Genomic DNA, 26,549 nt, shown 5'->3' with positions numbered 1-26,549 from the left:
ATTTGAATTATTATTTACTTTCCTATTCGGTTTTTTAGGACTAAACCAAAGTTATCTATTTGAATAATGGGATTTCCTTCACAATACACAATGCTACCAATATATGGATATTTCTCGCTTAGTGGATCCACCCCATACCAGAGACTTGCCATAGGATTCAAGTACCTTGCACCGTAATAATACAGACCAGTTTCCTCATCAAACTGTTTGCCATTGAATTTATACGGTAGGTCTTCACTTGATGAGTATTCTTCCTTTTGGCTCCCTATCTGGCTCATGAGCTTAATATATATCAATATGAATAACTATCATTATATCCATTCACTGATGCCCTTTCTTGACAGAATTTTTCTTATATAAAAAACACAAGAAAATCATTTCGGTTATGAATATTAAGAATCCAAATGCTATATAGAACGGAGCCTCATATGGCATGTAATTTATGCAATCAATCCATATACATAGATACCAAACAATGAAGACAACACCTATGAATGAAGATATCCATTTTCGTATCATCGGAGTTCCGTATATAAGAAAGGTAATTATGAAACCTAACGTATATAATGTGTTGCTGTAAAAATAAAGGATACCGTCCCCTATATCAAAACTATTTTTGTATCTATATTGAACAAAGGTGGTCACTAAAATATACACCAAAGATAACATAACAATAGATAATATTTTCTTAACTTCGATCTTCATTTTACTTTAAAATATAAACACCCATATTACTTGCTGGATAATCATTCTATTTCATTACAATAGTCATAAGACGGAAATATTAAATTCCACAAACTGCCATTAGCGAACTGTGTACCATCCGCAATAGTGTTTCTCTCTGCATACTCCGAATCAAAACTGTTCTTATAATAATTCCTATAATCATTAAGTGCAAACGGGATTTGTCCGATGGCATCTGCCCAATAAGGAATGCCTTCAATTTCCACAAGAAGATAGCCATTGGCTGGTTTTCCTTCTCCTTTCCAATCCCCATTACCACCTTTATGATAATGCCACATTGGTCTATCTATTTCTGAAAAAGAGATAATATCATCCCATGAGAAATGTTTAAAATTATCCATCTTTCTGATCTTCGTAACTTTCAATCTGGAGCATGTTCCATTTGAGTTAACGATAAATTATTTTTCACTCACTTCCTTTTATGAGAAAAGGGTAATAGTAATACAAGTAAAACTATTATTTCATAGACTATTACTAACAATGCATAATGAATAATATGATTTATATCTTCCATACTTATTGCATTATATTTTAAACTGACTTCCCCGTTCAGTACTACACTAATACTTAAATATAGCACATATAAAGAAAATATAATCACAAAAAGTTTTACTCTCTTATCTCGCATGAACTGAATCTTTTATTTCTCTATTCATTTTAAATGTAACATCTCTAACTGGAGAACCTTTAATCTATGATTTAGCTGATAGCTGATTAACAACTCCTGCAGGAGTTGATGGTTGATACACAACATGTGGTCAATTAGAGACAGGAACATAACCACCATCTTCTAACACCCTTCTTTCTGTGTCTGAATATGATTCATACGTTCAGCATAGTCCTGCTGACCAGCGGTGACGTATGAGCCATTGCGGCCATAAACGTTGTTAAACCTACTTCAAGTTAATTATATGTTATATTTTTTACATACCAATCATTTCCGATATATTTATACTCATGTTTATGCTCTTCGAAAAGATATACTTTGTCATTGTGATTTTTATTTATTCTTATATAGTCTATACCATTACATATGACTCTTATTATTTTATCGTAGTCTATGCGACAATATGATAGCTTTAGCCGTTTATAAGCCCTAATCAGCTTAATTATCTCTTTATCTTTTAAAATATAGTTCCTTGGCTTTTTTATTATTTTTAAATTACTGTCTACAAAAACAAGACCGCTTTCTTTTGCCCTAAATAACTCAAATATTATAACTTCAGAATCTCTATTATAGATTAAGACTCCATCAAAATTACGATAATCATAGTTTATTATTTGACTACTATATCTGACTTCAGAAGTACAGTCGCCAAAGACGAAAAGGACCATAAATAGAAGCAATATCTTTATCTTAGAATTCATATTATTACTTTCTTCTTGTTTTGTCATAAAATTTTCCTATTAATTTCCTCGCTGCACCTTTCCTATAAGTTGGCACATTTATCTCATAGGCTATATAACCTACTTTTGGTCCTTTATGAGAATAGAAATATCCTTTTTCAATGGAGTATTGATCATCAGAAGAATCCAACTGGGGCTTGTAACCATTCTGTGGGGAATTTACAAGACTATTAATGTGACCACATAGTTTCAACATTGATAACGCTACACCAAGTTGGCGTCCACTAAATCCATATAAGAAGTTGCCAAAATTAAATACCCGTTCCTATCCGGTTTACAAATATGTCTTTCCTCGATGAGACAAATGTTTCTATATTTAGAATGCAAAGACTTACGTTTTTCGTAAATTAAACTCCTATAAGAGAATATTATTATTTATAAGGTCATCAATAACAAAACTGTTATTATGTTTTATTATTTTTACTTTGTATTCTCCCCATTTCTTCTTATCACGCAATTTTATTTTGTACCAGTCATGTCCAAGCTGTTCCATTTTTAGTGATGAAAGCATGTCTTGATTATCGGGATCTTGTCCTCCAACTCGAAATAGCCATAAAGCAAGCCCTTGTCCATCAGAATCATCATATTCTTCTATATACCATTCATGAAGACGATGTAGTAAGCTTTTGCTAAATTTATTTTTCAAAGTTCCTATTACATATGGATTCTTATCTGTTAAGATATACTTACTAAGAAATTCCCGATAAAAGGAAAATACTCTTTTATCTATATCATCCTTCATTTTTTTTCTTTTAGCATAAATGACTTTCTCATTATATTTATTGGATAAAATGCTTTTAGAACTTGCCAACTTGCACCCACTTATCAGTGAAGCAAAAACCAAAAATAGAATTGACTTTTTCATTATTTACTCTTTTCTGCCGAATCTTAATATCACAAATGAGGGGTGATGACGTCTATAATCACCTCCTGCCCAAAAACCATTTTGTCTGAAATCGGAAATCCACCTATCCCCATTAAACATTTGAATATGGCCAGCTGAATGATACCTTTTGCCTCCTTGAAAATCTCTAAATATAGCTATATCACCCTTTTGAGGTCGAAAGACTTGACTGGTACTCACAACTTGCCACCCTCGTACTTTCAGAAAGTTATTATAATCCTTTGCATCTACAGGGTGCCCAGCAGTATTGTTGTGATAAGTCACCACTTCACCGTCAGGATAAGTCATCGTCTGCACTTTAAATAATTTTCATGGAAGCTTTTATCTTTCTATTATCCAAATTTTTATACCCCTGTCTTGCAAATATCTGTTATCTCCAGACTTTCTATAGTATTTATAATCTTGAGGTACTTTGTCATACATATCTCCTAATAAAATATCATCTTTATAAAAATAATTATACACCTTTATAGAATCATTTATTAATTGTATTATCTTCTTGTTTGGAATCAAAGCACGTCCTTCTACATCAGTTGTATAACGCTTACTAAGTCTAACAAGAAATATAGATTTATTCCCTGATTTAATTAGCATTTCTGGAACACCTTTTACTTTGGTTGTTAATGGGATTTGCTTTTGAATATAGTTCTTTATAGAAAAAAAGTCCTTCTTTGACATAAAAACAGTGTCATTAACCTGATTCTTTTTTGACTTTATCAATAACTCTTTTGGAGAATCGTTATGCGATGAAAATATCGGACTAAAAAAGACTATAATAGAATCTTTAAAAGTACCATCAACAGTATTTCCTTTCTCACATCCCCAAACAGCAAAAACGAATAGAAGACAGAAGATATTTATGAACTTTTTCATTTTTATAATAATTAAACACGAAGTATCCTTGTTACTTTATGAGCCCATTCCTATTATTCCAGAAATTATAAATGATCGAGTTCCTCTGATCTATAGCAGCTTTTTGTTCACTTGCAGTCCAGGGACGATAGTTGCCGAAGTCACTAACAATACCAGGTATCTCTGTCCTTAAAGTTTTTATTTGCTAATATTAATATCTGAAATAGTCAGTCGTAGAGGTTATATATACTAATTCTTGTGTTGTATTTAAATATTTGAGAATAAAATAAATTGGAGTATGAATACGTGGCTTTTCCACAAACTTTATTCTCCGCCACCTTTTTTTATTTTTTATTAAATTACAAGGAATCTCTTTAGTATTGACCCAATATGTATAACCTTTATATCTGAAAAAATCACAGTGATTAACAGGTGGATAGATGTCAAGTTCTGCCTTAATTATATACGAAGAATCTGATATAGACTTAAAACTAAGCCAGAAATTTAAATCACGATCATTTACTGCTAATAATCTCATATTATCCATATAATTCTTTTTCAAATCATACATGGTTGTATTGAAAGACTTTATAAAAAAAGTATCAATTTCTATTTCACGAGCAATAAAGCTATACTTCCAAGTATTATCTTTTTTACAAAATCTTCCTTGTGCATGACTACACAAAAAGCAACACAAAAAACAAGAAAAAATAAAACACTTACTTAACATAATCTTCTTTTTTAGAATCTTTTGTGTATTGAATGTATTTAAAGCTATCATCATCTTTAAAGTATATTTGGAACTTAATGGAAGAATTCTTAAATTTTTCTGAATAATAACGTACAAAACCTACATCACCCCATGTCCCTCTTGTCTGGCTTGGATTTCTAGGATTAGTATATGCTCCTGAAGGATAACTTACATCATAATAATCTTCTGGATGATTATGATTTAATTCTTTTATGTCATACCCAGTACTTAACATTCCATCCAATAAGAAATTAACAGCATCTTCTGAACCATTTTGATGGCTTGTTGTTATGAAGTCAATAGCATTATTTTTATGAACGGTTTTGATCTGCATCCATTCTACAGCAGTATTCTCAGAAAGGAACTCAAATATCTGTGAACTACACTTACCATTATTAATTCTATAGAAATCACCATTCTTATCTGACACTTTAGTTTCTCGCTCACTCAACTGTGTTATAGCTTGGAAAGGGAGTTCTAAAGAAAGCTCTTCCCCCATAATAGACGATATTCTTGTTTCATACAGACCTTCAGATACATTATAGACAAGATTTATTATATCTTTACCTATATAATTAATCTTTTGAACAACGTTTCCACTTCCCACATCTATATTCCATATATCCGTTCCAAACAAATCAGCTGATTTTATCGGGTTATCCATACAATATATATGGCTCGAATAGTTAGGGTACTTCTCTGCTAACGGATCAACTCCATACCAAATACTCGTGACTGAATTCATATACCTTGCACCATAATAGTACAGACCTGTTTCTTCATCGAACTGTTTGCCGTTGAACTTGTAGGGCAGGTCTTCGGATGATGAGTATTCGTCAAATAATATTTTGGAGCGTCAGAATAGTGTTTGTGGTGAAGTTAGAACATAAATATGAGAGACATCAGTCCCTACTGTGACTCTCATCACAGCACAAAGAGACCTAGTTCTCCTACACCACAACACCTCCTCCACCGTAAGACCTAATGTCCGCAGACTACTATGTCATGTGTTATTTTAAGGCAAATATACAACATTATTTTGTAAATGTATCCGTACAAAGAAGAAAAGCTGTCTGTGTTAGATGTGTTGTATTTTTGGATGTATTGTATATTTGGATGAGTTGGTTATAATCGGGTTAGGAATAAGGCTAAGGCAAGGATTTGAGAGTAGGGATTGCGAGTAGGATATAAGACGGCTGACCGGAGTCATCCAAAGATAAAACAAAAAAAGAGAGCCTCGAAGATTTCTCTTCAAAGCTCTCTCTATAAAAGAAGGCGGCTACCTACTCTCCCGCATTGCATTGCAGTACCATCGGCGCAAACGGGCTTAACTTCTCTGTTCGGAATGGGAAGAGGTGAGACCCCGCCGCAATAACCACCTGATAATTCTTTTCAAGTTGACTATTAAACATCAACAGTATAAGGTGACCTATTTCCACAAGCAAAAAAGAATGAAGAGCAACACAGCTCAAAGTGTGAGTCACCTGTCCTGCCCTCTCCTTAAAGAAATCGGGGCAGAACCGAAGAAAGTTTCGGGCAATTAGTAGTGCTCGGCTTTGACGTCACCGTCTTTACACCTGCACCCTATCAACGTCATCGTCTATGACGACCCTTATGAGGAGTTCTCATCTCGCGGATGGCTTCGCACTTAGATGCTTTCAGCGCTTATCCAGTCCAGACTCAGATACCCAGCGGTGCACCTGGCGGCACAACTGGTAAACCGGAGGTCTGTCCATCACGGTCCTCTCGTACTAGTGACGGCACCACTCAAAACTCCAACGCCCACGATAGATAGAGACCGAACTGTCTCACGACGTTCTGAACCCAGCTCGCGTGCCACTTTAATGGGCGAACAGCCCAACCCTTGGGACCTTCTCCAGCCCCAGGATGTGACGAGCCGACATCGAGGTGCCAAACCACCCCGTCGATATGAGCTCTTGGGGGGGATCAGCCTGTTATCCCCGGAGTACCTTTTATCCTTTGAGCGACGGAGTTTCCATACACATCCGCCGGATCACTATGCCCCAGTTTCCTGCCTGCTCGGGATGTCTCCCTCCCAGTCAAGCGCCCTTATGCCATTGCACTCTGTAAGGCCGGTTACCAATCGGCCCGAGGGCACCTTTGGAAGCCTCCGTTACGCTTTTGGAGGCGACCACCCCAGTCAAACTACCCACCAAGCAGTGTCCGCACCTTTAGGCGCGTTAGACCTCAGACAGCCAAAGGGCCGTATTTCAAGGATGGCTCCACGAAAGCTGGCGCTCCCGATTCAAAGCCTCCGGCCTATCCTACACATCGGATGACCAAGGTCAATGCTAAGCTGTAGTAAAGGTTCACGGGGTCTTTTCGTCCCATCGCGGGTAATCGGCATCTTCACCGATACTACAATTTCACTGAGATCATGGTTGAGACAGCGTCCGGATCATTACACCATTCGTGCAGGTCGGAACTTACCCGACAAGGAATTTCGCTACCTTAGGACCGTTATAGTTACGGCCGCCGTTTACTGGGGCTTCAATTCAATGCTTCCCATTACTGGTGACATCTCCTCTTAACCTTCCAGCACCGGGCAGGTGTCAGGCTGTATACGTCATCTTTCGAGTTTGCACAGCCCTGTGTTTTTGTTAAACAGTTGCCTGGACCTATTCTCTGCGCCTCATTATACATGAGGACCCCTTATCCCGAAGTTACGGGGTCAATTTGCCTAGTTCCTTAACCATGAATCTCTCAACGCCTTAGTATATTCTACCCGACCACGTGTGTCCGTTTGCGGTACGGGTCGCATAAACATTAAGTTTAGCGGATTTTCTCGGAAGTATGATTACCTGCACTCAAGTCGTCCCGAAGGACAACCTGTACTTTCATCCTTCAGCTCGGATGGTGGATTTGCCTGCCATCCTCATAGCCTACAGACTTAAACGCCCTATTCCGTCAGGGCGCGGCAGTGTCACTGCTCCGTCTCCACATCACTGAATATGCGAGTTGCGGAATATTAACCGCATCTGCCATCGCCTTCGCCGTTCGGCTGAGACTTAGGACCCGACTAACCCCGGGCTGATTGGCATCGCCCGGGAAACCTCGGTCTTTCGGCGAAAGGGAATCTCACCCTTTTTATCGTTACTTATACCTACATTTGCTTTTCCATAAACTCCAGGATCAGTTACCTTCACCATTCAACGTCGATGGAATGCTCCCCTACCGATACTTTTAATTTACATTGCTATCCCGCGCCTTCGGTATCTGACTTATACCCGATTATTATCCATGCCCGGACCCTCGACTAGTGAGCTGTTACGCACTCTTTGAATGAATGGCTGCTTCCAAGCCAACATCCTAGCTGTCACGGGGACCAGACTTCGTTAGACTAACTTAGACAGAATTTCGGGACCTTAGACGGCGGTCTGGATTCTTCTCCTCTCGGGGACGGACCTTAGCACCCGCCCCCTTACTGCACATCTGCTATCCATAAGCATTCGGAGTTCGTCAGGTCTCGATAGGCGGTGAAGCCCTCTTGACCTATCGGTCGCTCTACCTCTCATGGAGATCGATGCACGCGGCACCTAAATGCCTTTCGGGGAGTACGAGCTATCTCCAAGTTTGATTGGCCTTTCACTCCTACACTCACCTCATCGGGAAGCTTTTCAACGCTTATCCGTGCGGTCCTCCATCCGGTGTTACCCGGACTTCAACCTGGGCAAGTGTAGATCACTTGGTTTCGCGTCTACCCCATCTGACTCGACGCCCTGTTCAGGCTCGCTTTCACTGCGGATACGTGACTAATGGCACTTATCCTTGCCAGACATGGTAACTCGTAGGTTCATTATGCAAAAGGCACGCCGTCACTGAATTAACAGCTCCGACCGCTTGTAGGCGCATGGTTTCAGGAACTATTTCACTCTCCTCATCGGAGTGCTTTTCACCTTTCCCTCACGGTACTCGTTCACTATCGGTCTCACGGGAGTATTTAGCCTTACCGGATGGTCCCGGCGGATTCGCGCAGAATTACACGTGTTCCGCGTTACTCAGGATACCACTACGTCTCATCATGCTTCGGATACGGGATTATCACCCTCTATGATTATACTTTCCAGTATATTCGCCTCACAATCAAAGTACGACAGCGTGGTCCTACAACCCCTGCGGCGCATTGCTACGTCACAGGTTTGGGCTCTTCCCCGTTCGCTCGCCACTACTAGGGGAATCATTAAATTATTTTCTCTTCCTGGAGGTACTAAGATGTTTCAGTTCCCTCCGTTCGCCTCACTGCATTAGCAGTGATGACAGGCCTTCAGCCTGCCGGGTTGTCCCATTCGGAAATCCCTGGATCAAAGGTTATTTGCACCTACCCAAGGCTTATCGCAGCTTATCACGTCCTTCATCGCCTCCGTGAGCCAAGGCATCCGCCATGCGCCCTTTCTTACTTTCTTCGCCTTCTCTGTAATTCCTTACAAAGAATGTAGCTCATACTTTCAGCTGTTGTGTGATTCTAATTTAAAGAAGTAAAACCTCTTTTAGAATACTGGTCTAAAAAAAGACCAGCTCTACATTACAGTCTTGCTTGTGTCAATATGTCAAAGATCGGATAAAGGAAAATCGAAAATGAATAAGGAAATACCTTAAAACAAATGATTACCTTTAATGGTGGAGAATAACGGATTCGAACCGTTGACCCCCTGCTTGCAAAGCAGGTGCTCTAGCCAACTGAGCTAATCCCCCAAGGGAAAAGAGAGAAGAAATCCTTAAGAAACATCTGCATGAGCTTATGTCCCCTTCAAGGAACTGAAGCCTGGAGCACATCCGACCGAGCCGATGTGTAGTCCCAGGCAGACTTGAACTGCCGACCTCCACATTATCAGTGTGGCGCTCTAACCAACTGAGCTATAGGACTGAGTTGGAAGAAAGCACTGAGGCTATCTTATCAGACTTCCCTTTCTCTTATTCTTGAAAACAGAGTCAGCGCAGTACAAGAAGAAAAACGAACCAAGGTTCTTTTTCAAGTCTTGATATTACCGTCAAATTACAAACTGATATACTTAAGAAATCATCTCAAGATACTCGTCATTATTCAACCGATAAACATCCTCTCCAGAAAGGAGGTGTTCCAGCCGCACCTTCCGGTACGGCTACCTTGTTACGACTTAGCCCCAATCACCAGTTTTGCCCTAGGCCGATCCTTGCGGTCACGGACTTCAGGCACCCCCGGCTTTCATGGCTTGACGGGCGGTGTGTACAAGGCCCGGGAACGTATTCACCGCGCCATGGCTGATGCGCGATTACTAGCGAATCCAGCTTCGTGGGGTCGGGTTGCAGACCCCAGTCCGAACTGGGACCGGCTTTCAAGATTGGATGCAATTTACATTACACCGTCCCTCTGTACCGGCCATTGTAACACGTGTGTAGCCCCGGACGTAAGGGCCGTGCTGATTTGACGTCATCCCCACCTTCCTCACACCTTACGGTGGCAGTATCTCCAGAGTGCCCAGCTTAACCTGATGGCAACTAAAGACAGGGGTTGCGCTCGTTATGGCACTTAAGCCGACACCTCACGGCACGAGCTGACGACAACCATGCAGCACCTTCACAGAGACCCCGAAGGGCGTCATTATCTCTAAATCCTTCCTCTGCAATTCAAGCCCGGGTAAGGTTCCTCGCGTATCATCGAATTAAACCACATGTTCCTCCGCTTGTGCGGGCCCCCGTCAATTCCTTTGAGTTTCACCGTTGCCGGCGTACTCCCCAGGTGGGATGCTTAATGCTTTCGCTTAGCCGCTGATACCAGGTACCAACAGCGGGCATCCATCGTTTACTGTGCGGACTACCAGGGTATCTAATCCTGTTCGATACCCGCACCTTCGAGCTTCAGCGTCAGTTGCGCTCCCGTCAGCTGCCTTCGCAATCGGAGTTCTTCGTCATATCTAAGCATTTCACCGCTACACGACGAATTCCGCCAACGTTGTGCGTACTCAAGGAAACCAGTATGCGCTGCAAGTCAGACGTTGAGCGTCTACATTTCACAACACACTTAATCTCCAGCCTACGCTCCCTTTAAACCCAATAAATCCGGATAACGCCCGGACCTTCCGTATTACCGCGGCTGCTGGCACGGAATTAGCCGGTCCTTATTCGTATGGTACCTGCAAACAATCACACGTGACTGACTTTATCCCCATACAAAAGCAGTTTACAACCCATAGGGCCGTCATCCTGCACGCTACTTGGCTGGTTCAGGCTCTCGCCCATTGACCAATATTCCTCACTGCTGCCTCCCGTAGGAGTTTGGACCGTGTCTCAGTTCCAATGTGGGGGACCTTCCTCTCAGAACCCCTACTGATCGTTGCCTTGGTGGGCCGTTACCCCGCCAACAAGCTAATCAGACGCATCCCCATCCATAACCGATAAATCTTTACTTCACATCTGATGCCGTCAGTGAAGACCATAAGGTATTAGTCTGCCTTTCGGCAGGTTATCCCTTAGTCATGGGAAGGTTGGATACGCGTTACTCACCCGTGCGCCGGTCGACGTCCAAAAAGTGCAAGCACTTAATGCCGTTTCCCCTCGACTTGCATGTGTTAAGCCTGTAGCTAGCGTTCATCCTGAGCCAGGATCAAACTCTCCATTGTAAAATATGGTTTGGTGATAAGTGATGGATGATAAGTGATAATGAATACCACAAACCAAAACACTTTCACCGAATAATCTCTGTTTCAGAACGCTTATCCTAAATAATATCAAGTAAAAAGCACCTTTTTCTTTGATCCATACTTCGTAGCAATACTACTAAAGTACAGACAATGAATTGATCGGTTCGTTTCTTTTACCCATCTATCTGATATAAAATCAAACAGACGCTTCTTGTACTACTTCTCTGTTTATGTAAATCTTTTCAAAGAACTCTTTCTTTATCGGCGACAATTCTCACTCCGAGATGTCCCGGCTTATCGTATAGTTAGATTAAATATCACGTTATATCCGAAAAGCAATGCAAAGGTATGGACTTTTCTACAAACCTCCAAACGTTTCTATGGAAAATTTTAATAAAAATATTATTTTTCTTCCTTAGGGAGGCTCTAAAGTGGATTACACCTTATATTATATAGGGAGATGGATCGGCGGAAAAGCTCTTCTGTCTGTTTGAAAATTAATCCTTAAGCTTTCAGCATCCTAATCTTGCAATTCTCCCTATCCAGTCACTAATAGAGTCTCCATTCTATAGACAGAATAACATAAAGATATCTTTGCACAATGACATACAGCCAACTCATGAACTTTTACAGTATCTTCCCGACTTGCCAAACGTATTTCTCCTTCGGGATTTTCCTTTTGTTCATCCATTATTCCCCACCCTATTAAGGTACGTTTTAACATCTACATCATATTCTTCGTAGACAGAATCGCATATCTCCTTGAATTTAGGAAGATTGAAATACTTCTGTTCATAAAGATATTTGTAGAAGTTTTTATTGTAATATAGCTCATGAGAAAAAAAGATTGGGCTCGTTTCTTTATACTTTGCTCTTAGCTTAAACAAATAATATGCGAAATAAGCTGCAGCCTTGTAACGTTCTTTTTGTGTAAACCAAGAATGCCAATAATAGGTGTCTTTGGTTGCATCTTTAATAAGGAAATCTATATAAATATCAAGCATTGCTAACCATATACTATTCTTTTCATTTACGGGTAAGCGTAGTAGAGACTTTAATAATCCTTCTCTAATCTCCATATGTGGCTTATTAAAGAATATTTTACGTATGAATGTGTTTAGCATGTAAGATGCGCTTCCATCTTGTAAATATCGATGCGCTATATCCGCCAGAACGATATTATTGATTGATTCGTTGGTATCGTAACCATAAGTCTTAAGAAGAGCTATCAATGATAACGGACTATTCTGTTTTAGCCACGCAAGACTTGCTTTATCATTGTTTAATAAAAACTTATTCAGATGAATTGTTTCGTCGCTTAAACTAAATACGACGTTTCCTTTCTTTTCCTTTAAGTAATCCGTAATATATGTTGTTGGCAAAATAAAATTGTAGCCTTTTACAAATATATCATTCGACATTCCATATTTGATATAGTTAAGTTCTTTTTTGTCTAAGCCATCTGATGCCATATCATCGATTGCCTCATAAGTAAAAGAAGGCATAGTAAAATAATGCTTCTTTTCATTGATTACAGGGATTTTCTTTCTTTCTTGCATCTCCAAACCCAATGTTTTTAGTTTATTCTGAAATTGAATTGCAGACAAAGGCACAAATCCTCGCTTTATCAAATCGTTAAAAGCATAAGGAATTAAAGTTTTTATGTACTGTTCATTATCAGAAAACCATTCTGGCTCTTCATAATCATCGCCTTCGGAATCATCAGATAAAGCAATTTTATAATCTTGTATTAGCGAATCCATTCTTATAGAATCAAATGGCAATATCATATCTTCCGATATTCCCAACTGTTGTTGAATTGCTAAAGGCAAAGAGGTTTTGTTCTCCGTATTAAGCACCTTAGTCGAATCGTTGTTATCAGGATTATTTTCCTTTGTACTTGGATTATTTTTGCAGCCAAATAAAATTAAGATGGGTAGGAGTAACAGATATTTCTTCATTATTTCGTTGTTTTATTTTTATTCTTTTCTCTCACTATCTATTCACCTTTCAACTTCACGATTAAGCAAACCACTCTATTATAACGTGAGTTCGATGAATTATAAGTGTCTATAAATTTGGTGATTAGCAAAATTTGTTGTAATTTTAAGGTGTTGATTTACAAACAATTACAAACAAAAATCGCTATGATCACCGAGGACAAAGTTACTGAAATATTTTGTATGGCAGATGACTTCTGCAAGTTTTTTGATACAATGACAGCAAATACACGCTAATACCTACAGGAAAAAGAAAATATCATCGTAATTCTACGACGACAAAGGTAGAAGTTATGCAGACAAAGGCTACATCAGCAAGAGCCCTTTCAAAGGCTTTTCGCTGATGGAATACAGCTTATTACCAAATTGAAGAGTAACATGAAAGGAGCGTTAATGAGCGTTTCAGACAGACTTTTACTTAGAAAAAGAGCCATTATTGAAACAGTGAATGATGAACTTAAGAACATTGCGCAGGTGGAACACTACAGACATAGATGCTTTGACAATTTCATCGTCAATTTATTAGGGGCAATTGCTGCTTATTGCCTGTTTCCAAAGAAGCCGTGCATCAATGTACAAAGGACCGTTGACACACAGCTTGCATTGTTCTGAATTCGTCGAACACACGTTAAAATACAAAGTAACATAAGAACGTTTTTGTGACGAGTTTTTGAGTGCACAAGTCAGCAAGTAGACAAACAACTCGTTAACTTGTCCACTCGTAAATTTGTTACTCAAAAGAACTTTGTTCCTCTGTTACTTTGTCTCTCTATTACCCTGTCTTTCTTAGCAAGCAACTCGTCAACTAAATACGTTCATCAGTGGTATCAATACGCTTTCTTGCAATGTTTTTTTGTCAATAGCGGGGCGCATCTCGTTGCCTATGATTTTAAATGATGGGGTAATACAAAGGATGTAGACACTGCCGTTTATAAAGTATGGAACAGCATACAAGGGTGCCTTGCATTCTTCTATCATGAAATATTCTTTGTTGAAGGTAGTAAAACTCCATCCCGCCTCTGCTGACTCCAAGGCTATGATTGTTACTACTTCTTTTCGTAGGCTGTCTTTAAGCAACCTTACATCCTTTGTTGTAATCGAAAGAGGATGTTTGAGCCATTTGGCATCCAAGCCTTTCACCACAGCCTTGATAAGCCATGTATTTGCTTTGTCTTTGTGAACACCAGTAAAAGCCTTACCAGTCCATCGTAGTTTATAAGTGTTCTCTACAGATATAATGCTGTAAGTAGGGGTAGATTCCTGCCCTTTGGCGTTTTGTTGCAGTTGCTTATTCTGATTTTGTTGTGTATTGTCTTTTGCCGACGATAATACTGTTTGCGCCGTACAATTACAAAGTATGCAAACCAGACCTGCGAAATATAATGCTAATCTCTTCATATTATTGTTATATTTTAAACCTATACCGATTTGACATTGGAGTAATAGAAGGCTTTGGAGCTGCCTCAATCTCTATATATAACTTTCCTGCCTTTGTCAATCTGTGAATAACTTCATCGCTCGGCAAATATCCTCCTATTCCCGATACAGTCTTGATATCTTCCTTAAATTCGGAAAAATCTCCAATAATCTCAACACATCCAGCACTTCCCCACCCACTATCCTCCAAGGTAGGAGGACCGCTATGAATAAGAAAACTATTCTGGATTTGGATTGCACCTTTATGAGGGGAATAACTGTTTCTAGTTCCGTATGTCGCATCGTAATATGCTACCTTAAAGCGTTCTTTACCATCACTCAACCCTGCAACCGTCCACTTTCGCAACCTATAATGGGGAGAGGGTAAGACAGGGTCGTTCCAATAAGGCATGAATCTTAAGCATTTCCATCTGCGCTCAATAGATGGAGTGCTAATATTGATAATATTAATGTAATAAACGGGAACAGCATATAACTCCCCCCAGCCATCATTGTCATAGTCATTGTCAGGATAAGATTTTGCTAAATAACTATCGCCTGTCTGCTCTCCTGTTATTCTAATAAGTACTTCATTCTTCATAAGTTATTGGTGTTAAATTATTATTTAAGCGTAAAGATAGTCTTTCTCTTACATACAAAATGTTTTTGTGCATTAATTATTCTTAATTGTCTGTTTTCTTGAGGTTTTGAAAAAGAATAAACCAGTTAATAGTAAACAAAGCATATAACAGTTAACTTATCAACTGGTTTACTTGTTAACTAAAAACTTGTTCATCTGTTACCTTGTCTTTCTATTACCCTGTCTTTCTTAGCAAAAACTGTGACCTATACGCCAAAAATGTAGCCGAAGATAAGAAGTGTTAGTTAAGATTTTATAAACATAACCTTTATTGTCTAAATTATAGAGAAAAAAATTATTTATCTAAAAATTTATAAATACCTTTGCCCTACCAAATCGATGACATCTATTAATAAATAATGTGATTTACAGAGATGCCACATGTAGATTAGAGAGGATATAATCATATAAAAAAACAGATATGCAAAGAAAAAGTTATGTAAAAAAGGAATACTGTCGCCCCGAGCTTTCAGTTATTCCTGTATTGGCAGAACCAATCATGGGTACAAACTCACCCTTTAAGTCTGATCACGAAAAGGCAGATGATGACAACAGTAACACGTTTGATGTTGACCCAGATTAACTCAAAATAATTATCAATAAGAATTATGAAGATTAACAAGTTCACAAGTTTGTTTGCTACATGCTTGCTTATGGGGCTGACGGCTTGTTCTAATGACAATGTAAGTGACGCGGATTCTAACAATAGTGCTAAGGATAAGGATTTAACAGGTAAGACTTCTTTCTCTATTACTTCAGAGGCTAAGACACGTACCTCAGGCGTTTATGATGGCTCAGGGGTAGATTTCTACTGGACTACAGATGACAATATTTGGGTAAATAGTGGCTCTACATCATCTCCTACACTAACAGCAAGTAGTTCCAACGATATTACATCAACAACAGCTTCTGCAAAGTTCTATTTCGATGGAACTTATACGGCAGCGAGCTATCCTGTTAGATACACAGGGAAAGCAAGCACTTCAGGTAACACTGTTACAATAGCAACAAGTCAGAATCAGGACGAAGCCAACAATGCGACTCAGTTAGGAACTGTTGGAGACTGCGGTGTCGGTACTGCAACACGCAAAACAGATGGATCCTATAAGTTTAATCTCAGTCATAAGGCTTCGTACATAACATTTATGCCATACTACTCAAAAGAGGAGTTGGCTGCTTCTGCTGTAGTAACACAAATCAATGTTACAGCGGCTAATGGTGAAAGCCTTGCTGGAACGTTCAATTTTAGCGACAACGGTTTAGGAACTGCAATTAGTTCTTCTTCTTCTAACAGTGTAACCTTGACTTTGAACGGAACAAGTTCAACAACTGGTTTCCCTATTCCTACTACCGCTACAGCATCTAAGAATGCAGCCATAATGGTTGTAGCTCCAGGAACTTACTCAACCTTTAAGGTTACTTATACTCTATATGATTCCGTAACTGGTACAAATAGCACTATTTCATATACATATAGTGGTATAACATGTACTGCTGGAAAGAATAAGAAAATCAGTACTGACCTTGGCATGGCGACATATACTTCTCGCAAGACCGATTATTACATGTGGGATGCAAAGAGCAATTATTGGAATGGGTATGAGACCAGTCAGCCTTTACTCAACAACGCTGCAAATACAAACTATGCAAAATCATCAGCGGACTCAAGATGGTACAATACTGCATTCACGAAAAATGTCCAGACAAAGGCTATAAACTCATGCAAGGATCAGCCGACCTTCGAAGCACTTACATGGTATGTTAGTGAAGCAGCATCTCCACAATTGGATAAAACAACTTTATGGGTATTTGCAAACCATCTTTATGTAGGAGGCATCTGGATAAAGAAACAGAGCAAAATTTTTAATTTTAGTTCTGCGATGAGCTATCCAGGTACATTTACGTGGAATTTAGGTTTAGATATTCCATTTAGTGTAGATATCTCTGGCAAACCAGAAGCATCAGTAAGAAGTAGTTATTTCTATCTTCCAGCACTTGGAAAATACACTGATGGGAAATTAACCGGTTTAGGAGTTAGTGGCTATTACTGGGCAAGTACACCAAATCCAGTTAACAATGGTGACAGAAGTGCAGGTTATGGTAAGGTCATATCAGCCAACTGTCTTCGCTTTACGATAGATGAATCGGACATAGATAATGTCTATGTACGTAGTTACTATGAACGTTATGTAGGCATGCAGGTACAGAAATTTGAATAGGTCCCCACAATAATGTAAGTAAAAGAGAGGCTGGAAACAATACCAAGCCTCTCTTTTTTCATCTGGAACCTTTATTGAATAAGAATGTAGAGAACACATTTATAAAGAGAGTATAATATAAAAATCATCTAAGATTATGAAAGTAAAACAATATGTACCAAAAGGATTCAATATAAACACGATATCTATACAGTATTTGGCATATATACAGAACAAATTAATAGGAGACCAAGAGAAAAATTAATGTTTAAATCACCAACATTTGTTTTTAACAAAAAGATTCAGTAAATTCGCAATTGGTACTTGAATCTACCCAGTCCAAAAACTTTGAATAATTTTCATCTCTCTTATTTTTATTTCTTAATATCCGGCAGGCGATTCATTTCGCTGTTATTGATATTTACATCCGTTCGTTTGGCTTTATGCTTTCCAAAATTATACGTTAACCCTACACGTAACGAAGTATTGTCATTATCTATGTTATTTCTGAACATATAATCGTTGTATGCCACTCGGTTATGAGCTTTGGTACCTCCAAAGATATCCTGCGCCAGAACATTCAGCAAGAGCTTATTCTTTAGGAGATTGATTTTGCAGCCCAAACCTAAGCAATCGATATTCCCGGTATGAAAAGATTCTTCCACTCCTGGAAATACATGATAATAATTTGCAAAAATGGTCATAGCCTTGTAGCGATAACTAAGATTTGCAGAGAGAGTCGTGTTCAAACTCTTCAAATCCGAATCATCCAGTTCTTCTGCCATAGACTTGGCCTTCAGATAGTACATAGAGGCACTTGTATACAAGTTGAATTTACCCCACGAGAAATTATAACTAACATCTCCGCCGTAGGTGTTTATGGTTAGGCAGTTCTTGGGATAATACTTGGTATATAAATCATCAACCACTTGTCTCAGGCTCTGTATGGCGTCAGAGGTGTGATAGTAGTACAGATCTACATTAAGGTTTCCCTTAAAGACATAGTTAAACTCTAAATTATCCATGATGGACGGAACAAGCCTGTCATTTCCTTCCGAGTAAGAATAAGTGTCGCTATAAACCTTTGTGGGATCCATATTGTTCATACTTGGCCGGTCGATTCGCTTGCTATATCCTAAAGAGAAGGAATGGTCGTCGGAAGGATTATAGGAAAACTCTGCGAACGGAAACCAATGATGATATTTATTGGAAACGGTTAAACCGCCAAGCGTTATCCCATTATTGCTTGTATGCTCATAGCGCAACCCTGCCTTGGCATAAAAAGGACCAAAGTTCCGGTGAACATCTGCATAGAGGGCCGTTATTGTTTCCTTGAACAAGAAACCATTGCTGCCTCCGTAATCCGAAATGTTGCTCGTTCTGAAATGGGAGTACTTGCCACCCACCTCAAAGTTCAGCCACGTAAAGGGAAGGTTTAAGTCTGCGCTGAGAGTATTCACCACATTACTGTAATTGTCCCAACTGCTCGAAAAGAGGTGAGCCGAGCCAGAATCGTACACTTGGTTGACATCATCGCTTAAATGAATGTAATTATAATTCAGCGTTAGCTTCTTACCTATGCTGTCCAGCTTCCATTCCACATAAGGGGAAATCGTTTCCAAACGATACTTGTCGTGAGTCTGCTCCGAATAGGTGTTCGACGGATAAGAACCATCACTGAAGTTCATTTCGCCCCTGTGAAAGCCCTTATTACGGGAACGGTTGAGAGTGGAAAAGAATCCTATTTTTACATGCCCTATTTGATAGCTGCTATTAAGATTCTGGCTCAATATGTCAAAGCGGTTAAGGGTATAATCGTTCGTAACACGTGTGTATGTCGGATAGATGTAAGAACTTTCCATCTTCTGAGGGCGTTTCTCGTTGGAGTTGTCGACTTTGTACTCTACCGAAAAATTACCTGATGAGAACGACAAGTCAGCTCCCTCCTCGGCTGCAAAATGAGTGCGTTGTGTCAGCAATGTGTGAATTTTTCCATCAAAACCTACTGGCTTGCTCTTTAGGATAATGTTCAGCACTCCGCTGTTACCCGCAGCATCAAATCTGGCAGAAGGATTTGTAATGAGTTCTATTTTACTAATGTTCTCAGAGGGTAACGTACGCAAATACATATCCAAATCCTTTCCCTCCAAATTAACCCTGTGTCCGTCCACCAATACAAGAACATTGCTCTTGCCTATTATCTTTATCTCCTCGCTTGTCGGGTCTATGCGAGGGATATTATGAAGTAAATCGCGTGTACTGAACCCCTGGGCAAAAGGACTGTTCTGAACTAAATATACAAGTTTTCCGGCTTTCTGACTAAGCATTCTGCGCTGAGAGGTAACCGTTACCTCCTTCATTGTGTATTTCTTTATTATTAAAGGAATATCACCCAAATCGGTGTCGGCTTGCACATCGAGGGTGTCGGTCTTTAGAATATCGCCCAACTGTCGGTATCTGAACACATACTTGCCCGAAGAAAGCGAAAGAGCAAACCTGCCTTCTTCATCCGATAAGCTGCAGGAAGTGACATCCCCGCCAAGAGGGCTTACTAATATCTCGGCGGCATCCAAAGGAGTAGTCCTGTTGACCTTCTCCACCAGCCTCCCCTTCAGCTGCCATTGCTGGGCATACATAGGCTGGCTCGATAGTAAAAGAAACATAAAACTTATAGGTGTGAACTGCAAAATTGAATGTAAAGATTTTACCATTATCATATTACATAGTATTTTTATATTAGGTTTATAAAACATATATTATACTAAGGTACAAAAGTAGTAAAAAATATCAATAAAAACAATATGTTGCTGTTTTTACGTCATTTTTTATGTTGAGTTGATAATTTTATGAGTATGGAGTTTACAAGTTGTTTGTAGACAGGGTAAATAAAAGACAGAGTAACATAAGAACGTTTTTGTGACGAGTTTTTGAGTGCATAGGTCAGCAAGTAGACAAACAACTCGTTAACTTGTCAACTGGTTTACTTGTTAACTAAAAACTTGTTCCTCTGTTACTCTGTCTTTCTATTACCCTATCTTTCTTAGCAAGCAACTCGTTAACTTGTCTACTCGCATTTCCCCACCCTGAAAAAACATTACACTCCCTTAAACAAATCACTTTAAAAAGCATACAAAAAACAGTTAAAGAGCGACTCTACAACCAACAGAAAATCAAATAGTTATAAAACCGTAAAGCAAAAGGGGCTTTATTGGACTTCAAAAGGGCGTTAGTAAGCGTCTTAAAGGGCATCTTTTATAAGCGAAAAGGGCGTTAATTCGAATGGAATTAACGCCCTTTTGATTTTTAGATTATGAAATTATCTGACAAAAGTTAACGGACCAGTCCGCCTTATTGAACCTTTGTGAGTTCATAAACCAGATATCTTCCTGTGAGTGGAATTCTTGTGGTTTGAAAGGTATCATAATATGGTATTACGTATGCATTGTAAGGAAGAAGATAAATTTTGAACTTACTTGTTTTTACATTATAATATCCGTAGCCGTTAAAATAAGTTCTAAGTATCCTATTTTTTTTTGTTTTGTGACCTCGGTCTATAAAGGCAACTATCCCTCGTGATACTTCAAACCGATATACGCAACTGTCTTGTTGGTTGCGACTGCTGAAACGAATTCCCTCAAGTCCTAAATAATTCTTTTCGTCTCGTTTAGTATATATTCCTGGTAGTGTATCGTTTATCCCAGTTTTGTCAATATTGTGTAACCGCTCATACGTGTCGCGTGGCAATGTTAAAAGGCTATAGATAACTCTGTAGTCATCGTATATGATTAGAGAGTCGAGGTCAAGCCTTGAATTGGAATAATAATTTTTCTTGGTTGAAGGGTCGTAAACATGCACATTACCTCTATACTTACCGGGTAAAGAATTCTGTATTTTAACTGCTTCTTCTCTACTGATAGGTGCAAAATTAGAGGTGTTGTCTGTCGTAGCGTCATCGTCTTTCGTACATGAAACGGCAAAGCTGCCTACCAACAGTAGAAAAAGAGCGAAAAGTAGGTTGTATTGATTCTTGTTATTCATAATCTATTCTTTAATCATAGTTTATTCTTTTTGTAAAAGGGAAATTAGTTTATCCTATGCTGCCTTCTTTAATTTACATATAAAATAAACGTCGTTGAATTCGGCTTTTATTTTATTGTTTTTAACCATACCGTCATGAAACAAGGCACCCGAAGGCTTTATGTAAACCGTTAATTCTTTCGTTGTATTGTTGATAGTTCCACAGATATTAAAAATCAATCGAACCAAGTCATAACGATCCTGCTGGATATAGAATGAATGTGAGAATAACATATATGGGTCATACAATTGGAATGCCACTTCTGAAGGATTTTTCTTGTTTCTTCCAATGAGTATTGTGGGGTCATCACGTAGCTTGTCTTCCTTCCACCAAGTTTTATTTTTGATTATTTTGTATAGTATGTCATAAGCATATTGGTCCTTCTTTAACGCATATAATGTAAAAGGAAGTGGAACAGGATTCAGTTTAAACTTATGTAAGTCTAATTCGAGTTGGACGCTTACATGATTATCAAAATTAGAAGGAATTACCTGTTTGGTTTTAGGGTCATAAACGGTTAGCGTACCCTCGTATGTGCCCACAGCCTTAGAATAGAAATCGTCAGCATCGTCTCTTTGGATAGGAATTGAATAATTAATATTAGGTTGCAGGATATCAGCTGTGAAATCATGATGTTCGATAGGAACAAAAGGCATGTGGTCGTTTGCGTTTTCTTCATCTTTTGAACATGAAGCAAACAAAAGTGGAAGGACTAAACATGCGAGCGCAATAAATAACTTTGATTTGGGATGTTTCATCATTTTTGTGTTTCTAATTTAATAAATAATAGGAAGAGGGAGGTTATTTCACGTAAAGTGTTATTTGTTTTTCGCTAATAACAGTTCTGATGCTTTATCAGATAATATTGTATTACCCAGTGGTCTTTAACCCTTAGAAGCTGATAATCTTCAAAATATTCGGTCATCAGAACGCCTATTTTATGTTGTAAAAAGTTATTTGGTTTATGTGTACAAAGGTACAGATTCCTTTTTTTATGTACTAAGATTTGCAGATTCATTAACTTGCTTTTCTCTTTATTAAATTTATCTATAAAGTTAAACCCAAATCTCTAAGTTTGTAATTCATATTGCAAACTTAGAGATTTGGGTTTAGGAAAGACATTAAAGCAGTAGTGTTAACGTGAGTTCGATGAATTATAAGTGTCTATAAATTTGGTGATTAGCGAAATTTGTTGTAACTTTAAAGAACTAATATACAAACAGTTACAAACAAAAATCGCTATGATCACCGAGGACAAAGTTACTGAAATATTTTGTATGGCAGACGTTTTCTGCAAGTTTTTTGATGCAATGACAGCAAATACACGCTAATACCTACCAGAAAAAGGAAATATCATCGTAATTCTATGATGTCAAAGGTAGACGTTATGCAGACAAAGGCTACATCAGCAAGAGCCCTTTCAAAGGCTTTCCGCTGATGGAATACAGCTTATTACCAAATTGAAGAGTAACATGAAAGGAGCGTTAATGAGTGTTTCAGACAGACTTTTACTCAGAAAAAGAGCCATTATTGAAACGGTGAATGATGAACTAAAGAACATTGCGCAGGTGGAACACTCCAGACATAGATGCTTTGACAATTTCATCGTCAACTTATTAGGGGCAATTGCTGCCTATTAGCTGTTCCCAAAGAAGCCGTGCATCAATGTACAAAGGACCATTGACACACAGCTTGCATTATTCTGAATTTGTCGAACTCACGTTAAGAATTAGTCAAATAATAGGAGGGATAATGCCTAAAATGATCGTTTTAAAGGCAATCTTTCTTATAAAATGGGAAGAAGAAAAAAGTTTTATAGGGCAGTTGTAAAAAGAATATGAAAATTTGGAAGTTTGATTTTTATTACTTACATTTGTCAGCAAATACAAACCTGTTTTTCAAAAAACATAATTCAAAAATGGAACAACAAAATTTAAATAACATGAAGAAAAGTCGACTAAAAGGTCTTTCGCAAATTGCGATTGATAACCAACTTTTTACCAAACTACTGTAATAATACAATAAATATGGAAGTGATATATACACCATAGAATTACCTCCACTTTCGAACTCGGCAAAGAGAAAACTTTCGAACAGAATAATTCCCCAAAAGGCAACAGAGAATATTACTTCTATTAAAGTATATAATTCTAATGGTTTCTACCTGAAGACCATCAAAGATATTAAAGAAACCATAAGTATGTCTTCTGGCATATATATATTGAATTTCTATAATGGAGATACACTAGTCAAATCATCAAAGCTTTTGAAATGAGATTTTTTATTCTTCTCTCTTTCTTTATATATTCTATAGTATCTAGTGCCCAAGTATTAGACAGATATATAGTTGTCAATAATGTCGATAAGGTGACTTCAGATCATGCATTTCTTGATGGAGATTTGCTGTCTTTTAAAATTAAACCTGATAGTGAAGAAAATTACAACTTAGATTGGGAATTATGCATAGAGTTGCAAGATAATAGATTCGCACCTTTAATGAAAGAAAGTGTAACAAATGATTCTTTTTACTTTACGATAACTCCATCGTTATTCAAACAAAATGATTTAATATATAGGCGCATTGAAAGTAGCAAAGATTCATCCATATATTATCATGCAGTGATTTTTTTGTATAATAAATCTGTTGTTGTTGATAGTATGTCAATATTTGTAAATGTATTACCATCTATACCTAAAATTATTAGATCCAATCTTGAAGGCACATTCAACTATGAACAATGTTGCTATAATGATCAGGCAAAACTAACTGTATCTTTTACCTCACATTCAATGGACGAGTGCTTCTTAGTCCGAATTCAATCTACAAAAGATAGTTTATTTCTTAATACATTTCCAGAAGATTATACATTAGTATATATTCCTATCAATTTCGCAGATAATGATAGTGGATACTCAATTCAGTACAATGAAGCGGACTGGGGACAGTATTACAAAATTATGAGTCTTAATAAATATGGAAGTGTTTTTTCTATGGATACAATACATACTACAGAATTGATTAATGATTCTAATGTTATATCTGCAATAGAACATTTTAACCAATCAACAAATATAAAGAGTTTGAATTATGATGCTGTATATCATATCATCTCGTATAAAAATAATAATATATATATCAATACAAATTCTGGATTTGGAATTCCTATAAAGATCTTTTCTCCAGAAGGTCATCTTGTCCTAAGTGCTACAATTTCAAATTGTATTGATATTTCTTTTTTACCGAAAGGATTATATTATGTAAAAGCTTTACTTACCACAGGGAAGTATGTTTCATGTAAAATTATCAAAAAATGAAAAAATCATTATTCTTATTGCTACTTACGATGTAAACAATAGCATCACAGGGGCAAACTAGTACAGAATCTGATTCGTATGCCTTAGACCAATACATTGAAAAACGTACAGATGTGCCTATTGTACGTCAAATTAACGGTGGTACAGTGTTTAAAGTAACTTATGAACCCGAAGAACTTTGGGATAACTCTATGAGAGGTGCATTTGAATATGCATGTAAGATATGGGAAGAGCAACTTCCAAACTCTTTGCCTATAAATATTCTCGCCAAAATAGGCAATATTAGAGGGACTAATAACATGAATTTACTTTCAAAAGTACAATCTACAACATATGACTTTGCCAATTTCGAGACTTTCCTGTCAAGTAGAATGAAATATGTTCTTTTAGCTGAGCATTATAGTGGGCATAATGTAACTTATGTTGATAGTATTACCAATGTTGATTTTTTTTAATAAACCTGATATTGTCATAACATACAATGAAAGGAGCGTTAATGAGCGTTTCAGACAGACTTTTACTCAGAAAAAGAGCCATTATTAAAGCGGTGAATGATGAACTTAAGAACATTGCACAGGTGGAACACTCCAGACATAGATGCTTTGACAATTTCATCGTCAACTTATTAGGGGCAATTGCTGCTTATTGCCTGTTTCCAAAGAAGCCGTGCATCAATGTACAAAGAACTATTAACACACTGCTTGCATTGTTCTGAATTCGTCGAACTCACGTTAATATTAGTTATACAATAATCAATCAGGGATCACTTGATAATGTCTCTTCCATCGAAACCATAACTTCCTTTTCTTTATTTCAACTGCGACGTAATCTCCTCTTGCGTCAATAATATGACGTGTTATACATCTTTTTACTTTCACCTTATCTCTTTTATCGTATAAAATATCACCAACTCTTAACTGAATATCTAAGGATAAAAGATACCTCTTCGTAGGTAAGACTGTAAAAGGACTATTTGTTTTTAATATTTTCCAATCATTACCAACCCTAACAAGGACCTTTCTGGTTGGTGATAATTTACAAAAGAAGACGTAAATCATTAAATCCGGATAATATGAGACCGCATTATCCCTATCTATTTTCAGACACGTTGGTTCATTGCCATTCCTTGATCTTAATTCATCAAACAGAGTTCCATCTAAATTAAGAAATGTATATACGCTATCAGATGATACGTAACTGCCGTTTTTTAAGTAAAGAACAGCAACAAGGTTATCACTCCCCTTAGATATCAAGGGGAGTGATAAAATAATCAATATAAGGAGTGTTTTTTTCATTTTCGTTTTCCAATAACAACTACTTCAGGAATAGCATTTATATACTCTACTGTTTTTATATTGGGTTTGAATCCTTGTAAGTGCAAATGATTGGAATGATTACTTCCTATTCTCCTATCTCTTGCAGAACTTGTATGAGGCAATAATTTATTACTGTATTTTTCTGAAATCATATCCTTCCAGCCAAACTTATGGAGCGCATTTGTTAATGCTTGTTCTATGTTCTTTTATTTATCGTTAGCCACTGGAATGTTTGCAATAGATATTGTCTTCGCCTCATGGGGGAAATGCGCGATTATATCTATATACAA

19 protein-coding genes, 2 tRNA genes, 3 rRNA genes and 5 pseudogenes are annotated in these 26,549 nt (G+C 37.8%); 8 read left to right on the top strand and 21 right to left on the bottom strand.

Features of this window, described 5'->3' with window-relative positions:
• Positions 1 to 14 precede the first annotated feature (14 nt).
• The 14 genes and pseudogenes from ACZ48L_RS11355 to ACZ48L_RS11290 form a co-directional block, all read right to left on the bottom strand.
• A pseudogene (locus tag ACZ48L_RS11355) lies at positions 15 to 254 on the bottom strand (RHS repeat domain-containing protein); the annotation flags it as partial.
• A gap of 492 nt (positions 255 to 746) precedes the next feature.
• On the bottom strand, positions 747 to 1,085 hold the full coding sequence (locus ACZ48L_RS11350; RefSeq protein WP_052341970.1) for a hypothetical protein: 339 nt from the start codon (positions 1,083 to 1,085) through the stop codon (positions 747 to 749).
• Positions 1,086 to 1,647: 562 nt separating this feature from the next.
• Positions 1,648 to 2,139, bottom strand: coding sequence for a hypothetical protein (locus ACZ48L_RS11345; RefSeq protein WP_242401756.1), 492 nt, complete (start codon positions 2,137 to 2,139; stop codon positions 1,648 to 1,650).
• Between the two features lie 367 nt (positions 2,140 to 2,506).
• The gene (locus ACZ48L_RS11340) at positions 2,507 to 3,016 is read right to left on the bottom strand and encodes a hypothetical protein (protein WP_025792772.1); all 510 of its coding nucleotides are present in this window, start codon (positions 3,014 to 3,016) and stop codon (positions 2,507 to 2,509) included.
• A gap of 3 nt (positions 3,017 to 3,019) precedes the next feature.
• The gene (locus tag ACZ48L_RS11335) at positions 3,020 to 3,343 is read right to left on the bottom strand and encodes a hypothetical protein (RefSeq protein WP_025792773.1); all 324 of its coding nucleotides are present in this window, start codon (positions 3,341 to 3,343) and stop codon (positions 3,020 to 3,022) included.
• 33 nt (positions 3,344 to 3,376) lie between these two features.
• Entirely contained in the window at positions 3,377 to 3,928 is a 552-nt protein-coding gene (locus tag ACZ48L_RS11330; RefSeq protein ID WP_464722053.1) for a hypothetical protein, read from the bottom strand.
• A gap of 698 nt (positions 3,929 to 4,626) precedes the next feature.
• A complete protein-coding gene (locus ACZ48L_RS11325; RefSeq protein ID WP_081767872.1) occupies positions 4,627 to 5,265 on the bottom strand; it encodes a JAB-like toxin 1 domain-containing protein in 639 nt (212 codons plus the stop codon).
• Positions 5,266 to 5,280: 15 nt separating this feature from the next.
• A pseudogene (locus ACZ48L_RS11320) lies at positions 5,281 to 5,508 on the bottom strand (RHS repeat-associated core domain-containing protein); the annotation flags it as partial.
• Positions 5,509 to 5,928: 420 nt separating this feature from the next.
• Positions 5,929 to 6,041, bottom strand: a 5S ribosomal RNA gene (gene rrf, locus ACZ48L_RS11315).
• A gap of 138 nt (positions 6,042 to 6,179) precedes the next feature.
• Positions 6,180 to 9,082: ribosomal RNA gene (locus ACZ48L_RS11310) — 23S ribosomal RNA — on the bottom strand.
• 212 nt (positions 9,083 to 9,294) lie between these two features.
• Positions 9,295 to 9,371 (bottom strand) — tRNA-Ala (locus ACZ48L_RS11305).
• Between the two features lie 98 nt (positions 9,372 to 9,469).
• Positions 9,470 to 9,543: transfer RNA gene (locus ACZ48L_RS11300), tRNA-Ile, on the bottom strand.
• A gap of 201 nt (positions 9,544 to 9,744) precedes the next feature.
• Positions 9,745 to 11,275 (bottom strand): 16S ribosomal RNA (locus tag ACZ48L_RS11295).
• Together the 16S, 23S and 5S rRNA genes with 2 tRNA genes alongside form the textbook arrangement of a ribosomal RNA operon.
• A gap of 704 nt (positions 11,276 to 11,979) precedes the next feature.
• Entirely contained in the window at positions 11,980 to 13,257 is a 1,278-nt protein-coding gene (locus tag ACZ48L_RS11290; RefSeq protein WP_025793079.1) for a hypothetical protein, read from the bottom strand.
• 366 nt (positions 13,258 to 13,623) lie between these two features.
• Between ACZ48L_RS11290 and ACZ48L_RS11285 the strand changes: the two are divergent.
• Positions 13,624 to 13,908: pseudogene (locus tag ACZ48L_RS11285) on the top strand (transposase); the annotation flags it as partial.
• 189 nt (positions 13,909 to 14,097) lie between these two features.
• On the opposite strand, the gene ACZ48L_RS11280 reads toward ACZ48L_RS11285, so the two are convergent.
• Both ACZ48L_RS11280 and ACZ48L_RS11275 read right to left on the bottom strand, forming a co-directional pair.
• Positions 14,098 to 14,694: a hypothetical protein gene (locus tag ACZ48L_RS11280; protein WP_025792959.1), complete on the bottom strand. Its 597-nt coding sequence runs from the start codon at positions 14,692 to 14,694 to the stop codon at positions 14,098 to 14,100.
• A gap of 7 nt (positions 14,695 to 14,701) precedes the next feature.
• Positions 14,702 to 15,313: a hypothetical protein gene (locus tag ACZ48L_RS11275; RefSeq protein ID WP_044114047.1), complete on the bottom strand. Its 612-nt coding sequence runs from the start codon at positions 15,311 to 15,313 to the stop codon at positions 14,702 to 14,704.
• 460 nt (positions 15,314 to 15,773) lie between these two features.
• On the opposite strand from ACZ48L_RS11275, the gene ACZ48L_RS11270 reads away from it, so the two are divergent.
• The gene (locus ACZ48L_RS11270; RefSeq protein WP_199897306.1) at positions 15,774 to 15,935 is read left to right on the top strand and encodes a hypothetical protein; all 162 of its coding nucleotides are present in this window, start codon (positions 15,774 to 15,776) and stop codon (positions 15,933 to 15,935) included.
• 25 nt (positions 15,936 to 15,960) lie between these two features.
• Complete coding sequence (locus ACZ48L_RS11265; protein WP_025792961.1) at positions 15,961 to 17,571, top strand: fimbrillin family protein; 1,611 nt, start codon at positions 15,961 to 15,963, stop codon at positions 17,569 to 17,571.
• A gap of 353 nt (positions 17,572 to 17,924) precedes the next feature.
• On the opposite strand, the gene ACZ48L_RS11260 is transcribed toward ACZ48L_RS11265, so the two are convergent.
• The 3 genes from ACZ48L_RS11260 to ACZ48L_RS11250 all read right to left on the bottom strand — a co-directional run bounded on the left by ACZ48L_RS11260 (position 17,925) and on the right by ACZ48L_RS11250 (position 22,389).
• A complete protein-coding gene (locus ACZ48L_RS11260) occupies positions 17,925 to 20,213 on the bottom strand; it encodes an outer membrane beta-barrel family protein (protein WP_314696290.1) in 2,289 nt (762 codons plus the stop codon).
• A 685-nt stretch (positions 20,214 to 20,898) separates the two neighbouring features.
• Positions 20,899 to 21,588, bottom strand: coding sequence for a hypothetical protein (locus ACZ48L_RS11255; protein ID WP_025792962.1), 690 nt, complete (start codon positions 21,586 to 21,588; stop codon positions 20,899 to 20,901).
• Between the two features lie 54 nt (positions 21,589 to 21,642).
• On the bottom strand, positions 21,643 to 22,389 hold the full coding sequence (locus tag ACZ48L_RS11250) for a hypothetical protein (RefSeq protein ID WP_242401768.1): 747 nt from the start codon (positions 22,387 to 22,389) through the stop codon (positions 21,643 to 21,645).
• Positions 22,390 to 23,014: 625 nt separating this feature from the next.
• On the opposite strand from ACZ48L_RS11250, the pseudogene ACZ48L_RS11245 reads away from it, so the two are divergent.
• From ACZ48L_RS11245 to ACZ48L_RS11225, 5 genes and pseudogenes are all read left to right on the top strand, one after another.
• A pseudogene (locus ACZ48L_RS11245) lies at positions 23,015 to 23,334 on the top strand (transposase); the annotation flags it as partial.
• Positions 23,335 to 23,666: 332 nt separating this feature from the next.
• A complete protein-coding gene (locus tag ACZ48L_RS11240; protein ID WP_148295469.1) occupies positions 23,667 to 23,903 on the top strand; it encodes a T9SS type A sorting domain-containing protein in 237 nt (78 codons plus the stop codon).
• Positions 23,900 to 24,943 (top strand): T9SS type A sorting domain-containing protein, encoded by a 1,044-nt coding sequence (locus ACZ48L_RS11235; RefSeq protein ID WP_025792966.1) that lies wholly within the window; start codon positions 23,900 to 23,902, stop codon positions 24,941 to 24,943. The genes ACZ48L_RS11240 and ACZ48L_RS11235 overlap by 4 nt, the downstream gene beginning before the upstream one ends.
• Before the next feature lie 113 nt (positions 24,944 to 25,056).
• Positions 25,057 to 25,398 (top strand): hypothetical protein, encoded by a 342-nt coding sequence (locus ACZ48L_RS11230; RefSeq protein ID WP_025792968.1) that lies wholly within the window; start codon positions 25,057 to 25,059, stop codon positions 25,396 to 25,398.
• Between the two features lie 26 nt (positions 25,399 to 25,424).
• Positions 25,425 to 25,658 (top strand): annotated as a pseudogene (locus ACZ48L_RS11225) (transposase); the annotation flags it as partial.
• A gap of 37 nt (positions 25,659 to 25,695) precedes the next feature.
• On the opposite strand, the gene ACZ48L_RS11220 reads toward ACZ48L_RS11225, so the two are convergent.
• Together ACZ48L_RS11220 and ACZ48L_RS11215 are read right to left on the bottom strand one after the other, a co-directional pair.
• Positions 25,696 to 26,238 (bottom strand): hypothetical protein, encoded by a 543-nt coding sequence (locus ACZ48L_RS11220; RefSeq protein ID WP_044114048.1) that lies wholly within the window; start codon positions 26,236 to 26,238, stop codon positions 25,696 to 25,698.
• Positions 26,235 to 26,411 carry a hypothetical protein gene (locus ACZ48L_RS11215; protein ID WP_159102223.1) on the bottom strand — a complete coding sequence of 59 codons (177 nt, stop codon included), beginning with the start codon at positions 26,409 to 26,411 and terminating at the stop codon, positions 26,235 to 26,237. The genes ACZ48L_RS11220 and ACZ48L_RS11215 overlap by 4 nt, the downstream gene beginning before the upstream one ends.
• Positions 26,412 to 26,549: the final 138 nt, after the last annotated feature.

This window comes from Prevotella histicola (assembly GCF_055385135.1).
This window is presented reverse-complemented; position numbering and strand designations above follow the sequence as displayed.